This window comes from Paremcibacter congregatus (assembly GCF_006385135.1).
Lineage (GTDB): Bacteria > Pseudomonadota > Alphaproteobacteria > Sphingomonadales > Emcibacteraceae > Paremcibacter > Paremcibacter congregatus.
Genome location: NZ_CP041025.1, coordinates 2,009,383 through 2,024,340, shown reverse-complemented (window position 1 = coordinate 2,024,340; position 14,958 = coordinate 2,009,383). Strand labels below are relative to the sequence as shown.

The window sequence follows — 14,958 nt, the reverse complement described above, 5'->3', positions numbered from 1 at the left end:
TCCAGAAAAATAATGTTAAAAGTCAGGGCGCGGGACAAAATGTTCTGGCGCCCTTCTTGGTTTCTTTTGACTGTGAGTTTGTATCTATGAAATTTTCCCGCCACATCATACTGCGGTTTATTATCGCGGGTCTTGTCCTGGCCTGTTTCGGACCAGGCGCCAGTGCGGCGCAACAGAAACAGCTACAGGAAACCCCGGGGCCAATTTCAGCGTTTTCACGGCTGTCCATCATGAACCAGGCGCATAAAATTCACCAGTTCGAGGTGGAACTGGCCGACCGGCCTGACTTGAGAGCGCAAGGCTTGATGTTTCGGCGTCATATGACGGATACGAGGGGAATGCTGTTCCTGTTTGATAGATCAAGAGTGGTCAATATGTGGATGAAGAATACCTATCTTCCTCTGGATATTATTTTTATCGACCGGAGCGGCAGGATTGTACATATTGCGCGCAATACGGTCCCGGAAACACTCGATATTGTTTCTTCGCAGTCACCGGTGATTTCGGCTCTGGAAGTAAATGCCGGCTTGACTCAGCGACTGGGAATTGCCGTTGGCGACATGATACAGCATGAAATCTTTCCGGTGCTGAAATAGCTTTTGGCGGATTTGTGCGGCGGAATATGATAAAGTCAGAAAAAAGATGAAGTTTGTGCATAAAGCACTTGCCCTTCCTGAGAGCTTCTTGTATTAAGCCCTCACACTTAATTTAATCCTAGTCGGGGAGTGGCGCAGCCTGGTAGCGCACCTGTTTTGGGTACAGGGGGTCGCAAGTTCAAATCTTGTCTCCCCGACCATTAAATTAAGAGACAAAAAGGCCGCTGACGTTAATGTCGGCGGCTTTTTTTGTACCCTCTTTAAGTCCCGAAAGTAAATATACCTCAGCTGTCAGGCCTTATAGGGTTGTTTGACGCGGATAGCCCAGCTGCTGAAAAGTTGATACTTTTCTTCCTTGGTTAATGCTCTGACGGTAAGCACATATATGGCGATATATTATATTACGATGGGCACGTTTATGACCTGCTGATATGAAATAAAATGCCCGGAGTTGTTTTTTCACTTTCCCTTAATTCTGCTTTGGGATACAAGACTGTGATTGATGATGTCGTCGACAGTTAGGTGGAACCTATGACAGCCCGTATATATAAACCGACAAAAAATGCCATGCAGTCAGGTATGAAGAATACCCGGCAGTGGATTTTGGAATATATTTCAGAAGAAGGCAAAAGCCTGGACCCTCTTATGGGCTGGACAGGTTCGTCGGATATGGAAAGTCAGGTCAAACTGAAGTTCGCCACCAAGGAAGACGCCATTGCATATGCCAAGCGTAACGGGCTTGCATATGAAGTGGTGGAGCCCAAGATGCCAAAACGAAGAATCAAGGCATATGCCGATGTCTTCGCCTATCGTGGATAGGTTTTTCATCAAGTTTGTGATAACAGGGCGCCCGTAGCTCAGCTGGATAGAGCAACGGACTTCTAATCCGTAGGTCGCAGGTTCGAATCCTGCCGGGCGCACCAATAAATATCTCCATAAATCAATGTATTACGGCCCCTGAAAAGCGCTTTCCTTTTATTATGTGTATATCTGTTGTGCCCTTATGGTTCTTCTTGGACCTAGGGACAGGATTTTTATGTATTGCTGAATGAGTTCTATGTGGCTAGAGTTTAGCGGCTAACTAAAAATAAACAACTTGAGGGGATAGCAAATGTCAAAAAAAATTCTAGCATTTTCACTTATCATTATTCTAGCCGGGTGTAGTTCTCGGCCACCATACGTGCCTGACGAATGGGTGAAGTGTGACGGGTTGGCGTCCCGGGCGTCCCATACTAAAGATCTGGGGAACGCGCTTTTGATGGCGGGGACTTTGGGCCTGCTGGGCAGTATCGCGGAATCCGGCTCAAAAGCCCATTACCGTGAAGTTGGGGAGGCTGGCATTGCGGCCTGTACAACTGTTTTGGCATCAGGATATTTTGATGATGGCGGGAGTTGGGAGCGACATGTAAATATTTTGAGGGCCCGGGCAATACATTATCTTGAAGTCAAAAATGGCGATGCAGCCTTGGCTGATTTGCAGAAAATTGATGAAGTAGCCGGTTCCCATGCAGATGATATCTTTTATCAGCGCAGCTTGGGGCTGTCGGTGAAATATCTGGAGGGTGTGGCGCTGATCATGAACGATAATGCTGATGCGGCACGGGGCGCCTTTAAAGCATTTTCTGATATGCGCCCGTATAGTAAAAATCTTCAATCCCTCGGCCTGAAATATATGACCGACGATCGGTTGGCTGTTATTGAACGCATGGTGAGACTGGATTCGGACTATTTATACTTGCACGCAACTTTGCTGGATATTCAGGACGGGCAGGAGGTGAAGGCCGCAGAGAATTGGGCTCACCTTGTGGCGGGCGGTTTCAGAAAAAAAGCCTCTTATAAAACGGCTGAAATGCAGGAAAGCTTTAGCGGACTTGTGTCTGCTAAGGATATTCAGATTATCACTACATCTGATCCGGTAACCATCGGAATGGCGGCGATTGCCGCTGCGCGGGTCGGGCAAATGGCTCAGGCGGAGGCATTCATGGAGCAGGCTAAAACCACTCTTGTGGGCGCCCCGGAAAAGCAAAATGATCGTGAGGACATTATTCGCCGCCTACGCCGTCTGAGTACTGATAATGCCGAAGACTTGGTGGGCATGCAGGACGTACTGGTGAAGGCTTATGGGCAATATTACAACCGTGATCTGGTCGGCGCGCGTGATACTCTGGTGTCGTCATCTAAAAAATTCCCGGTTTGGCCGGCTTTGCTGGATTTGCTTGAGAAACTGCAGCGCATCATTCCGGAAGAAAATCGCTTAGGGCTCATGAAGGTAGATGTTGAAGCAGCTTGGTTTAAGCTGAGAAACACCAAGGCATTTTCCAACAAGACCGGTAAAAATTTCGTCACAAGCCTGTTCGAAAGATTACCAAGTCTTGAAAAGAAATCACAGATGAACAGCTATTCCGGTAAAGTCTGGTTCTTCAAGGGAAGCGGATTCAGCGAGAAAGAGCTGGGGAAAGACCGCTATGAAATTAAATTTGTTGGTGACGTATCCTCACGAACTGTTGTGGAGGAGCTGAGCTTGTTGCGGGCGGCTGATTTGGCGCGTCAGTCAAAAAAAACCGGCTTCATTATCAGCGATATTACAAATTACACGCGGACGCGATATTCAACATACAATGGTGTTCGCATGGGGGCAGGGACGCCGGCTGGCTATATGACTTCCCTGACAGTTACTTTTGTTGATCCTGACAAGTTACCTGACAGATGGATTATGCACAAAGGCAGGATTTTAATGACGGATAAGGTTTGGCAGGACTTGTCGTCTGTGTATGTTAAATCAAAGAACTGAGGGCCGGGGCTTTAACGATCAATGGATACAGAAACTAACCGCAGGCAGAGGTCCTGACGGGGCTGGCCTGCGGTTAGTCAATCATATGATCTTTAATGGCGAATACTTTTTAAAACGACTGTTTTAATTTGTGCTTTGTTTCTGTCCGGAGATGATCTATCATGCTCCGGAAATCAACAGATGAGGGAACAATCATGAGAGAAGCAGTTATCGTCGCGACAGCCAGAACACCGATAGGGCGCGCCTATAAAGGGGCATTTAACGCCACCATGGCCCCGACCATGGGGGGGCATGTGATTGCCGAGGTGGTGCGCCGTGCCGGTGTTGAGGGTAGTGATATCGAAGACGTTATCATGGGTACGGCTTTGCCAGCCGGGTCCACAGGCTGGAATATTGGTCGGACAAGTGCCATGGCGGCAGGGCTTCCGGTCTCGGTGTCCGGCATGAGCATAGATCGTCAATGCGCCTCCGGTCTGATGGCGGTTGCGACGGCGGCGAAACAGATTATCTGTGATGGTATTGAAATTGCCATTGGGGGCGGCGTGGATAATATTTCTATTGTGCAGGCGCCCGCCTTTGAGCTTCTCATGAAGCAGGCCGACAAGAACCTGATTAAATTGCGGCCGGATGCATATATGCCAATGCTGCAAACAGCGGAAGTGGTGGCCAATCGTTATCAGATCAGTCGCGAGGCGCAGGATGAATATGCGCTGGAAAGCCAACGGCGCACCGCCGCTGCTCAGGCTGCAGGCCTGTTTGATGATGAAATTGTTGCTCTGCCCTCAACGAAAGTCGTCAAAGACAGGGAAAGCGGCGAAATTTCCTATGAGGATGTCGTGCTGGAAAAAGACGAAGGCAACCGTCCGTCGACGTCTGCGGAAAGTCTGGCTGGACTTAATCCAGTGGTTGAAGGTGGTTCGATAACCGCTGGTAATGCAAGTCAATTATCTGATGCAGCATCGGCAAATCTTCTGATGGAGCGGGCGGAGGCCGAACGTCGCGGCCTGGCGCCCCTCGGGGCTTATCGCGGTATGGCGGTGTGCGGCTGCGAGCCCGATGAAATGGGGATTGGTCCGGTTCTGGCGATTCCCAAACTGCTGCGGCAAACCGGATTAAAAATGGATGATATCGGCTTGTGGGAATTAAATGAAGCCTTTGCGGTGCAGGTTATTTATTGTCGCGATAAACTTGGAATTCCCCAGGAACGCTTGAATGTGAATGGTGGGGCGATTTCAATCGGTCATCCCTACGGGATGAGCGGGTCGCGTATGGTTGGCCATGCCCTGATCGAGGGCAAGCGACGCGGGGTGAAATATGTTGTGGTCACCATGTGTGTCGGCGGCGGCATGGGGGCGGCCGGCCTGTTCGAGGTGCTTTAAAGGGCTAAGACTGAAATATAAATTTTGTGTGCACCGGTCAAATTTTGATCGGTGCATTTTTTTTATGAGGCATGTCAGGGTGGGGAAGTGGAGGCGCGGACCGGAATCGAACCGGTATAGACGGATTTGCAATCCGCTGCGTAGCCATTCCGCCACCGCGCCTAAATACTGCCAAAAACAGTATCCGTCTTTTAGCGTAATTGGGAGGGAAGTCAAATAATTATTTGCGCCTTGGGAACAGAATTTCATAAACCTGATGAGTGAGATGAAACGGCTTTACTGCCAGGGCGCGGCAAATAGCTTAGACGTAAAACGAATTTATTTGCCAATCATCGCAAAAGATTGGCATATAGTCTCAAAGTAGTGGCATTTCCTATGTTGTAATGGTTACACAGAGCCCTTATAAAAGGGCGCAACGAAAAGTCACATATTTCAGGAGTGTCTCTATATGTCGGATTTAAACAGTGCGCGGCAACATATGATTGATGGTCAACTGCGGCCTAATGAAGTGAATGATGAACGGATTATCGGTGCCATTGAATCGGTTAACCGGGAAAAATTCGTGCCAAAAAGCTTGAGCGGCGTGGCGTATCTGGATGAAGATATTCAGGTGGCTCCTGGTCGGAGTTTGATGGAACCGATGATTTTTGCCCGTCTTGTCGATGCGGCGCATATAAAGAAAACGGATGTTGTGCTCGATGTGGCTTGCGCAACGGGCTATTCCAGCGCTGTATTGGGCCGCCTCGCGGAGGCTGTTGTTGCTCTGGAAGAAGATGAAACGCTGGCGGAAATCGCAACCACGGTTCTTTCGACTGAGGCCTGTGACAATGTGGCCGTGGTGACCGGTGCCTTACGGGACGGTCTGGCAGAGCAAGGCCCATATGATGTGATCTTCATCAACGGTATGGTCGATGAAATACCGGCCAGTTTGACGGACCAGATTGCCGATGGCGGCCGGTTGATTTGTGTTTTGAATCAAAATGGTGTTGGCAAGGCTGTCTATGTCACCAGCGAAAACGGGGTCGTGGCGAAACGCACTTTATTTGATGCTGCCGTGACGAAGCTTGCTGCCTTTAAGAAGCCGGAGAAATTTGTTTTCTAGAAATATTCCCGGCTTAATGTTGACAGTGCTAACAATAACGGATTATATCTGCGGGGCGGCGTATTTTATCTCGCATACGGTTTGTTAATTTAAAAATTGTATAGAAGGACGTTGCTGCAAAGAAGCGTCAGGATTTATAATCAATCGGGTTGGAACTATGAAAACTAAATTATATTTGTCACTGTTGCCTATTGTTACGTCGTTGGCCCTCCCGGGGGGCGCCCAAGGGGAGACACTGAAAGAAGCCATGGCCAAGGCTTATTTAAACAACCCAACACTTTTGGCTGAAAGAGCTTCTTTAAGAGCGGTCGATGAGACAATTAACCAGGCCAAGGCCGGATGGCGGCCTTCGGTCGCGGCCACAGGCAACTATGGTTATCGCAATACGAAAAGCCAGCAGACATTTTCGACAAGTGGTGACACCAACCCCAGAAGTCTGGGACTGGAAGTTCGTCAGTCTGTCTTCAGTAGCATGAAAACGGTGAATGGCACTAGTGAAGCCAGGAATCAGGTCAGGGCTGCGCGGGAACAACTGACCTCTGTTGAACAGCAGGTGTTGCTGGATTCCGTTACGGCATATATGAATGTGCTGACGGATATGTCTGTGTTGCAGCTGACCCAGAACAACGTTGCCGTGTTGCAGCGGCAACTGGAAGCCAGCGAAGACCGGTTCCGGGTGGGGGAAATTACCCGCACCGATGTGGCGCAGTCAAAAGCGCGTCTGTCCCGGGCCGTGTCCGAAGAAATCCGCGCAGAGGCGGCGCTGTCAGCCAGCCGTGCAGCTTATCGTAAAACAGTGGGCGGCATGCCGGCCAATCTGAGAATTCCGGAAGGGCTTCCGGCTATGCCTGCTTCTGAAGAGGCGGCCTTGGCCTTTGCCATGGAAAATAATCCACAGTTGCTGGGGGCACGTTACACGGAAAAAGCAGCGCGTTATAACGTGAAAAAACAATATGGCGGCTTGGGGCCTTCGGTTGATATTGTGGCCCGTTACAGTAAAAGCTGGGAAAATTTCAGCACCACCGATACTTCCACTACAAAAGAAGTTCTCGCCCAGATGACCATGCCGCTGTATCAAAGCGGGGCGGTGTCTTCCCAAATTCGCCAATCCCGCCAGATTGAAAACCAACGCCGTCTTCAGGCTCTGTCTGCGGAGCGCATTGTGGCCGAGTTGATCCGGAATTCATGGGAAGGTTATCGCGAGGCCACAGCGCGGATCTCGGCGTCCGAAGACCAGGTAACCGCCAATGATATTGCCCTTGAAGGTGTGCGTCAGGAAGCGGAAGTCGGATCACGGACCACATTGAATGTCCTTGATGCGGAACAGGAGCTGCTCGATTCTCAAGTGAGCCTGGTGCGGGCGAGACGCGATCAGTTCATCGCGGCTTATGTTTTGCTGTCCAGCATGGGTAAGCTGACGGCGGATAATCTGGACCTGAATATTGCCACTTATAATCCTGAAGATCATACAGATAAGGTTGAAAATAAGTTTTTTGGGTGGGGAATCGATAAAGATTGATCCGCTGAACAAATTTTTTAATCCATTTCACAACGACTTATGGGGTTTTTTTATTCCCATAGGTCGTTTTTTTTTGTAAACAGGAGAATAATATTGATAAACACCCAAAAAACACTAAACCTTTAATGTTACATAGGATAGTGTAGTATTTAGATAGAGTAGATTCATAAGGGATAGCGCTTTTTAGGGCGAGGTAATTGGATAATGAGCGAAACGGAAGGCCAAGAAGAGCCAACGATGGAAGAAATTCTCGCATCTATTCGGAAAATTATTTCCGAGGATGACGAGGACGCTGGGGAACAAGAAACTCCTGCCCCTGAAGTTGTGCCCGAACCAGAGCCTGAACCTGAACCTGAACCAGAACCCGAAGTTGATCTAGAGCTTGAAGAAGAGCCCGAAGAGGACGATGTTCTTGAACTGACCGAAATGGCCGAAGAAGAAGATGTCTTCGATTCTCTGCCTGATGAGCCAGAACCGGAACCGGAAGAAGAACCTGAACCAGAACCTGAACCGGTAATGGAAATGGGCTTTGAAGGTGATATTGATGATGTCGATCCTGCTGTCGGTGACGAGGTACTGATGTCTGCCAATTCTTCTGGTCTGGCGATGGATCAATTCGGAATTCTGTCGGATCTGCTGACATCCGGTTATCAGGGATCCGGTAATACTTTGGAAGATCTGGTGCGGGAAATGCTGAAACCTATGTTGCGCGGCTGGCTGGATGAGAATTTGCCGCCGCTGGTGGAACGGATGGTGGCGAAGGAAATCGCCCGTCTGTCCCGAACCAAAAAACCATAAAAATAGCGCAGGCGGCTAAAGAAACTGGATTTTTTTACCTCTCCCGCTTATTTTAACATCATGTAATTTGGGAAGGGCCTGTTGGGCTCTTCTTTTTTTTAAAGCGCCATGTCGCATCACATATACACTTAGTGCAGCGGAAAGAATACCGAATGTCTGAAGACCAAGAAATTGAAGCAAAACTGGATAAATCCTTTGACTATCAGTCGGCTGAAAAGCGGATTTATGAGGCATGGGAGGAGCAGGGCGCTTTCAAGGCGGGCCGGGTTGATGCAGATCCTTATACCATTGTGTTGCCGCCCCCGAATGTGACGGGCAGCCTTCATATCGGTCATGCGCTTAATCATACCTTGCAGGATATTTTGATCCGTTTCGAACGTATGCGGGGCCGGGATGCGCTGTGGCAGCCGGGTATGGACCATGCCGGTATCGCCACTCAGATGGTGGTGGAACGTCAGCTGGACGCCAATGGCATTTCCCGTCATGATCTGGGGCGGGAAAAATTCATTGAAAAAGTCTGGGAGTGGAAAGAGGAATCCGGCGGGATGATCTTCAACCAGATGCGCCGGCTGGGTCAAAGCTGCGACTGGAGCCGCAGCCGCTTTACCATGGATGATGGCTTTGTCGCGGCCGTTACAAAAAAATTCGTTGAACTGCATAAGGTTGGCCTGATTTATAAAGCGAAGCGCCTGGTCAACTGGGATCCGAAATTGCTGACCGCCATTTCCGATCTCGAAGTCGAGCAGAAAGAGGTCAACGGCCATTACTGGCATTTCAAATATCCGGTAGACGGGGAAGAGGGGCGCTTTCTGACGGTTGCCACCACCCGGCCGGAAACCATGCTCGGCGATGTCGCGGTTGCGGTTCACCCTGATGACGAACGTTATCAGGATCTGATCGGCAAGACCCTGACCCTGCCGCTTGTCGGGCGCAAATTGATTGTGGTTGCGGACTTGCATGCCGATCCGGAAAAGGGGTCTGGTGCGGTAAAAATCACCCCGGCGCATGATTTTGACGATAACATGGTCGGCAAACGCCATGATCTGGAAATGATCAATATTCTGACCGATGACGCCCATCTTAACGATAGTGTGCCTGAGAAGTATCGCGGCATGGAACGTTTTGCGGCCCGTAAAGCCATTGTCGCGGATATGGACGCGCTGGGTCTGCTGGATAAGGTCGAGGACACAGTGCATATGGTGCCTTATGGTGACCGTTCAGGTGTTGTGATCGAGCCCTATCTTACCGATCAATGGTATGTTGATGTAGAGGTCATGGCCAAGAACGCCCTGGCCGCCGTGGAAGATGGGCGCACGAAATTTGTCCCGAAAAACTGGGAGAAGACTTATTTCGAATGGATGCGCAATATTGAACCCTGGTGCGTCTCGCGTCAGCTGTGGTGGGGCCATCAGATCCCGGCCTGGTATGGCCCGGATGGTGAAATCTTTGTCGCCAATACAGAAGAAGACGCTCAGACGTTGGCTGATGCCCATTATGGAGAGACAAAAACCATCATCCGTGATGAAGACGTGCTTGACACCTGGTTCTCCTCGGCGCTATGGCCGTTTGGCACCCTGGGCTGGCCGGATGATACACCGGAGCTGAATAAATATTACAAGACAGATGTTTTGGTCACCGGTTTTGATATCATCTTCTTCTGGGTGGCGCGCATGATGATGGACGGCCTGCATTTCATGGAAGAAGTGCCGTTTGACACGGTTTATGTCCATGCGCTGGTGCGCGATGAGCAGGGCGCTAAAATGTCTAAATCAAAAGGCAATGTCATTGACCCTCTTGAGCTTGCCGACAAGTTTGGAGCTGATGCCTTGCGCTTTACCCTGGCCGCGATGGAAGCCCAGGGCCGGGACATTAAAATGTCTGAAAAGCGGGTCGAAGGCTATCGCAACTTCGGAACCAAACTGTGGAATGCGGCCCGTTTCTGCGACATGAACGGCTGTTTCGACAATGTTACCCCGAATTATGATCCCGCGACGGCAACCCTCGCGGTCAACAAATGGATCGTCGGTGAGGTGATCAAGGCGACGGCCGAGGTGACGAAATCTCTGGAAGCCTTCCGCTATAATGACGCAGCAGGCGCGATTTACCATTTCACCTGGGGTAAATTCTGCGACTGGTATCTCGAACTGATCAAACCGCAATTCTTTGGCGAAGATGAGGCGGCGAAAGTGGAAACCCGCAATTGCGCCGCCTGGGTGATGGATCAGATTTTGAAAACCCTGCATCCCTTCATGCCGTTTATCACGGAAGAAATCTGGGGCGCGTTGCAGGAAAACCGAACTTCAAGTCTGATCGTTTCAGACTGGCCTGGCTATAATGAAACCCTGATTGATGCTGGTGCAGGGGCGGAAATGGATTGGGTCATTCAATTGATTTCGGACATTCGCACGGCACGGGCGGAAATGAATGTTCCGGCGGGGGCTAAACTTACAATGCTGGTGCAGGGGGCGTCTGAACAGACCGCTGCTTCTCTCGTGGCTCAGGACGATGTGATCAAACGCCTGGCGCGGCTGGAGACGATTGATCTGCATACAGGAGATGCGCCGAAAGGCGCGGTTCAGGTCGTGGTCGGTGAAGCAACTTACTTTATGCCACTGGCCGGGGTGATTGATATTGCGGCGGAACAGGCGCGGCTTCAGAAAAACCTGGATAAACTCGCTAAAGAGATTGGCGGCATTTCCGGACGGCTGAATAACGATGCCTTTATGGCCAAGGCGCCGGATAATGTGGTCGCTGAAAACCGAAAGAATTTGGTTGAGGCAGAGCAAAAAGCCGAAAAAATCAAGGAAGGCCTCGCGCGTCTTGCGGCTATGGACTAAAAGGTTTTGCACGAAGATGAAAAGGCCGGGCTTGCCCGGCCTTTTTTGTTGGCTATGGGGTCGTTAATCGCTTAGATTAAGAGCAGGGGTGAGGGGGTAATAAATCTTGAAAGACCAGACAGAGATGCTTCGACTTTTTATTTTCCTGTCCCTGATGGCGTTATTGAGCTCCCCGGTCAATGCTCAATCATCCCAAAGCATAAAGCTGACCTATAAAGCCTACTGGGGCGGCTTTGTTATCTCCAAGGTATATTCCAGCGCCCGTCTGAGTAACGAATCCTATCAGGTGGATGTGGCTTATGACGTGACGGGGCTTGCCTCGATTTTCAGTAATATGAAGAGTAAATCTTCTGTCCGGGGAAATATCCTGTCCGATGGTGCCCTGAAGCCGCTTGAATTTGATAATGACGGTAGTTGGGGCAAGAGCCACTTTACCACGAAGACCCGGTTTGATCCGGAGAGTAGCCAGATTGTCGCGCATGATATCGACTTCAAATTCAAGAAAGAGGCAAAATACATTCCGATCGCCGAAGCGCAGCGCAAGGGCCCGGATATGATGAGCTATTATCTTGATTTAATGCTCAATCCACATGCCCTGACGGTCAGCCAGGATCTGAGAGAAGCGACTGTATTTGGTGGGTTTTTTTTGCTCAATATGGCCCATAAGTGCCCGGAGAGAAAGACGCTGGACAGCGGTCGGGCGACTTACACGGGGCCGGTGATCTCCTGTGAATTCACTGATAAAGTCGTGGACGGGAATTTTATCGCCACGGATAAGAAGAAAAAGAAAAAGCGCAAAAAGAAAAAGAAAGAGAAGGCGCCAAAACCTGTGGAAATTTGGTTTGCCGAGATTGAAGGGCTACAGCCCAAAATTCCTGTTTATGCGGAATTTGCCATTGGCTGGGGCAAGGTACGGGTTTATCTGGCGGAAATTGACGTAAGCCCTCTTAAGGCGGAAAAGGATGCCCCGTGATGTGGGAGGACAATTATGGAATTTCATGACCAGGGTATCATCATAAGTCTGCGTAAATACGGAGAGTATGACGCGGTGATTGATCTGATGACTGCGGAGCATGGACGGCATGCGGGCCTGGTCAAAGGCGGTATGGGACGTCGACAACGCGGCACATTACAACCCGGCAATGAAGTCATGGTTTCCTGGCGCGGCCGGCTGGAAAATCAACTCGGTACTTATGCCGTTGAGCTGCGCAATGCCCGTTCGGCGTCTTTTCTCAATTACCCGTCCAAGCTCGGTGTGCTTAACAGTGCCTGCGCCATTCTGTCCGTCACCTTGATGGAGCGGGAGGCCCACCCGGCGCTTTATAAAGCGTTACAGATTTTGCTCGATACGCTGGAGCGAGTCGATGACAGGCCGGAAAATTGGGGCGCCCTGTTGGTGCAGTGGGAAATTGGTCTACTTGCGGAATTAGGATTTGGCCTTGATTTCAGCTGCTGCGCCGCGACGGGCGTTACAGAGGATCTGGTTTATATTTCGCCGAAATCGGGGCGTGCGGTGAGCCGGGAGGCGGGCGCGCCCTATCATGACAAAATGCTGAACCTGCCTAAATTTCTCTGCGGCGGCGGCGAGATCAATGAAAGTGACATCCGCGATGGTCTGCATCTCAGCGAGTTTTTTCTTGAACAGTACGTGTTGCAGCCTAACAATAAAAAGATTCCCCAGGCCCGTCGAATGCTGCTGGACTATTTAACATATTAACCAATCCTGGTTGATTTTTGCCGCCGGACAGGATAGCTCCCCTGCATATATATTATGTTTTAAGGACTGTCCCATGGTGAAAATATCCCCGCGCCCCGAACGATCAGAGCTTCTGATGCCGGCGGGCGATTTACAGAAATTGAAAATGGCCGTGCTTTACGGGGCCGATGCCATTTATCTCGGTACGCCGGATATGTCGTTGCGCACAAAGTCAGCCTTCTCGCTGGAAGACGTGGTAGAGGGCGTAAAATTCGCCCATTCTCATGGCAAGCGGGTTTATCTGACCCTTAATCTGTTTTCTCACAACAAGGATATCCCGAAGCTAGAGCAATATGTCGAGACGGTGCGCAAGGTGAATCCTGATGGCGTGATTATAGCCGATCCCGGTGTGTTTCAATATGTAAAAGAGATGGCGCCGGATCTGGAGCTGCATGTCTCGACCCAGGCCAATATCTGTAGTTGGCTGAGCGTTAAATTCTGGGCCGAACAGGGGGCGTCATTGGCGGTTTTGGCGCGCGAAGTTTCTTATGCTGAACTGGTGGAAATTCGTGAGAAATGCCCAGATATCAAACTGGAGGCTTTTGTGCATGGGGCCATGTGCATGACCTATAGCGGGCGATGCCTGTTGAGTAATTTTATGTCGGAACGCGGCGCAAACCAGGGCAACTGCGCCAACAGCTGCCGCTGGCATTACAAGGTGCACATGCGGCTGAAGGACGGCACCATTAAAGAAATTGAACTGAATGAGCATACCCGCGACATGTATGAGTTTCTGCTGGAAGAAGGCGCGCGGGAAGGGGAGTTGATGCCGATCGAAGAAGATGAACGCGGCTCCTATATCCTTAATTCCAAAGATCTGTGCCTGATGCCGAAACTGGATGAATATCTGAAGATCGGGATCGACAGCCTGAAAGTGGAAGGCCGTAACAAGAGCCAGTATTATGTGGCGCTGGTGGCGCGGGCATACCGCATGGCGATTGATGACTGGTATGCCAACCCGGACGGCTGGTCGCCGGAACCTTATTTGAAAGAGTTGGAAACGGTACAGAGTCGGGGATATACCCTGGCGTTTCATGAAGGCCGCCTGACCAATCATGCCCATAATTACGAGGATACGGCGACACTGGCGGAATGGGAATTTGCCGGTCTGATTCACAAGGTGGAACAAGACGGCTTTTTGATGGAAGTGAAGAACCGGATTGTGGCTGGTGATGTGCTTGAACTGGTGCCGCCCCGTAGTCGACAGACAATTTTCCTGCGCATCTATGAATTTATTGATGCCGAAACGGGGCAGGCGCGGGACGCGGTAAATGCCGGACAGAAACCGATTATACGGCTGCCTTTTGCGTGGTTTGATCAGGAAGATCAGGCGCGATTACGAGCGGATTATCCCGAACTAACCATGATCCGTAAAGAACGCCCCCTGACCCAGGAACAATGGGACCGGTTAAAACTCGACCGGGAAGCCCAGAAGCGCGAGCAGGGACAAGGTACGGAGGACCGGTATCTGCAGCGCCGGGATGCGCTTGTGGAAAGTCAGGCGGAGGCCAACAGTAGCCGCAAGTTCAAAACACCACGCCTTGGCGTCGAAGGATGTTGTGGCCGGGGCTGTAACGGGTGCCTTATTTTCTGGCAAGACCCGGCCTACGCAAAAGCGAGAAGCCTGATGGCGGAAAAGAAGCAGGGTGAAATGCTGGCCAGAAATGCCCGCGGCCTGACTGAAGGTGCAACGGGGGCTTTATCTGACGGTTAAGCCCGTGGCTTTCGCCATCTCTTCCTTGCTGGCGGTTTTTATGCGTTCGGCAAAGATCCAGCGATGGCCTTCGATATCAGTGGTCCGGTATGTTTTATCCCCGTAAAACTGTTTTTCAGGCACCGTGGCGGTGACCCCGCGCATCATTTCGACGCCGACATGATGGGCGTCGACATCATCAACGTAAATATATGTCTGCTGGGTGTTCCAGCCATGTTGTTTTTGCGGACTGACCGCCCATTCGACCATTCCGGCCGGGCCCAGCATGATATGAGCGCTACCCAGCATCATTTCTGCGTGAACGATAGCCCCGGCATCATCTTCAAAGACGACAATAGGGTTAAAACCATAGGTTTCTTCCAGCCACGTAAGGGCGTTTCTCACGTCCTGGTAAAACAGGATCGGCAGCGCATGGGAAGGGTGTGTCGGCATGTCTGTTCCTTGTATACCCCGCTGCAGCGTACGG

12 protein-coding genes and 3 tRNA genes are annotated in these 14,958 nt (G+C 50.6%); 13 read left to right on the top strand and 2 right to left on the bottom strand.

Features of this window, described 5'->3' with window-relative positions:
- Positions 1-86 precede the first annotated feature (86 nt).
- From FIV45_RS09170 to FIV45_RS09145, 6 genes are all read left to right on the top strand, one after another.
- Positions 87-596, top strand: coding sequence for a DUF192 domain-containing protein (locus FIV45_RS09170; protein WP_099474818.1), 510 nt, complete (start codon positions 87-89; stop codon positions 594-596).
- Positions 597-719: 123 nt separating this feature from the next.
- Positions 720-796: transfer RNA gene (locus tag FIV45_RS09165), tRNA-Pro, on the top strand.
- 331 nt (positions 797-1,127) lie between these two features.
- On the top strand, positions 1,128-1,415 hold the full coding sequence (locus tag FIV45_RS09160) for an ETC complex I subunit (RefSeq protein WP_099474815.1): 288 nt from the start codon (positions 1,128-1,130) through the stop codon (positions 1,413-1,415).
- Positions 1,416-1,442: 27 nt separating this feature from the next.
- Positions 1,443-1,519, top strand: a tRNA-Arg gene (locus FIV45_RS09155).
- A 257-nt stretch (positions 1,520-1,776) separates the two neighbouring features.
- Entirely contained in the window at positions 1,777-3,387 is a 1,611-nt protein-coding gene (locus FIV45_RS09150) for a CC0125/CC1285 family lipoprotein (RefSeq protein ID WP_133118606.1), read from the top strand.
- A 194-nt stretch (positions 3,388-3,581) separates the two neighbouring features.
- On the top strand, positions 3,582-4,766 hold the full coding sequence (locus tag FIV45_RS09145; RefSeq protein ID WP_099474811.1) for an acetyl-CoA C-acyltransferase: 1,185 nt from the start codon (positions 3,582-3,584) through the stop codon (positions 4,764-4,766).
- An 88-nt stretch (positions 4,767-4,854) separates the two neighbouring features.
- On the opposite strand, the gene FIV45_RS09140 is transcribed toward FIV45_RS09145, so the two are convergent.
- A tRNA-Cys gene (locus tag FIV45_RS09140) sits at positions 4,855-4,928 on the bottom strand.
- A 286-nt stretch (positions 4,929-5,214) separates the two neighbouring features.
- Here FIV45_RS09140 and FIV45_RS09135 point away from each other — a divergent pair.
- From FIV45_RS09135 to FIV45_RS09105, 7 genes are all read left to right on the top strand, one after another.
- A complete protein-coding gene (locus FIV45_RS09135; RefSeq protein WP_099474809.1) occupies positions 5,215-5,868 on the top strand; it encodes a protein-L-isoaspartate O-methyltransferase family protein in 654 nt (217 codons plus the stop codon).
- Between the two features lie 157 nt (positions 5,869-6,025).
- Positions 6,026-7,387: a TolC family outer membrane protein gene (locus tag FIV45_RS09130; protein WP_099474806.1), complete on the top strand. Its 1,362-nt coding sequence runs from the start codon at positions 6,026-6,028 to the stop codon at positions 7,385-7,387.
- 204 nt (positions 7,388-7,591) lie between these two features.
- Complete coding sequence (locus FIV45_RS09125; protein ID WP_181040173.1) at positions 7,592-8,185, top strand: DUF2497 domain-containing protein; 594 nt, start codon at positions 7,592-7,594, stop codon at positions 8,183-8,185.
- Between the two features lie 152 nt (positions 8,186-8,337).
- Positions 8,338-11,022, top strand: coding sequence for a valine--tRNA ligase (locus FIV45_RS09120; RefSeq protein WP_099474804.1), 2,685 nt, complete (start codon positions 8,338-8,340; stop codon positions 11,020-11,022).
- 106 nt (positions 11,023-11,128) lie between these two features.
- Positions 11,129-11,995: a DUF3108 domain-containing protein gene (locus tag FIV45_RS09115; RefSeq protein WP_133118605.1), complete on the top strand. Its 867-nt coding sequence runs from the start codon at positions 11,129-11,131 to the stop codon at positions 11,993-11,995.
- Positions 11,996-12,010: 15 nt separating this feature from the next.
- Positions 12,011-12,739 carry a DNA repair protein RecO gene (gene recO, locus FIV45_RS09110; RefSeq protein ID WP_099474800.1) on the top strand — a complete coding sequence of 243 codons (729 nt, stop codon included), beginning with the start codon at positions 12,011-12,013 and terminating at the stop codon, positions 12,737-12,739.
- A gap of 73 nt (positions 12,740-12,812) precedes the next feature.
- Positions 12,813-14,492, top strand: a complete 1,680-nt coding sequence (locus FIV45_RS09105; protein ID WP_181040172.1) for a U32 family peptidase — start codon at positions 12,813-12,815, stop codon at positions 14,490-14,492.
- On the opposite strand, the gene FIV45_RS09100 is transcribed toward FIV45_RS09105, so the two are convergent.
- Positions 14,478-14,924, bottom strand: coding sequence for a VOC family protein (locus FIV45_RS09100; protein ID WP_099474798.1), 447 nt, complete (start codon positions 14,922-14,924; stop codon positions 14,478-14,480). The genes FIV45_RS09105 and FIV45_RS09100 overlap by 15 nt on opposite strands.
- Between the last annotated feature and the right edge of the window lie 34 nt (positions 14,925-14,958).

Bases quoted from the DNA above. Each gene is read 5' to 3' on its own strand.
- FIV45_RS09170 (WP_099474818.1), top strand. From the start codon at position 87: ATGAAATTTTCCCGCCACATCATACTGCGGTTTATTATCGCGGGTCTT.
- FIV45_RS09160 (WP_099474815.1), top strand. From the start codon at position 1,128: ATGACAGCCCGTATATATAAACCGACAAAAAATGCCATGCAGTCAGGT.
- FIV45_RS09145 (WP_099474811.1), top strand. From the start codon at position 3,582: ATGAGAGAAGCAGTTATCGTCGCGACAGCCAGAACACCGATAGGGCGC.
- FIV45_RS09135 (WP_099474809.1), top strand. From the start codon at position 5,215: ATGTCGGATTTAAACAGTGCGCGGCAACATATGATTGATGGTCAACTG.
- FIV45_RS09130 (WP_099474806.1), top strand. From the start codon at position 6,026: ATGAAAACTAAATTATATTTGTCACTGTTGCCTATTGTTACGTCGTTG.
- FIV45_RS09125 (WP_181040173.1), top strand. From the start codon at position 7,592: ATGAGCGAAACGGAAGGCCAAGAAGAGCCAACGATGGAAGAAATTCTC.
- FIV45_RS09120 (WP_099474804.1), top strand. From the start codon at position 8,338: ATGTCTGAAGACCAAGAAATTGAAGCAAAACTGGATAAATCCTTTGAC.
- recO (WP_099474800.1), top strand. From the start codon at position 12,011: ATGGAATTTCATGACCAGGGTATCATCATAAGTCTGCGTAAATACGGA.
- FIV45_RS09105 (WP_181040172.1), top strand. From the start codon at position 12,813: ATGGTGAAAATATCCCCGCGCCCCGAACGATCAGAGCTTCTGATGCCG.
- FIV45_RS09100 (WP_099474798.1), bottom strand. From the start codon at position 14,924: ATGCCGACACACCCTTCCCATGCGCTGCCGATCCTGTTTTACCAGGAC.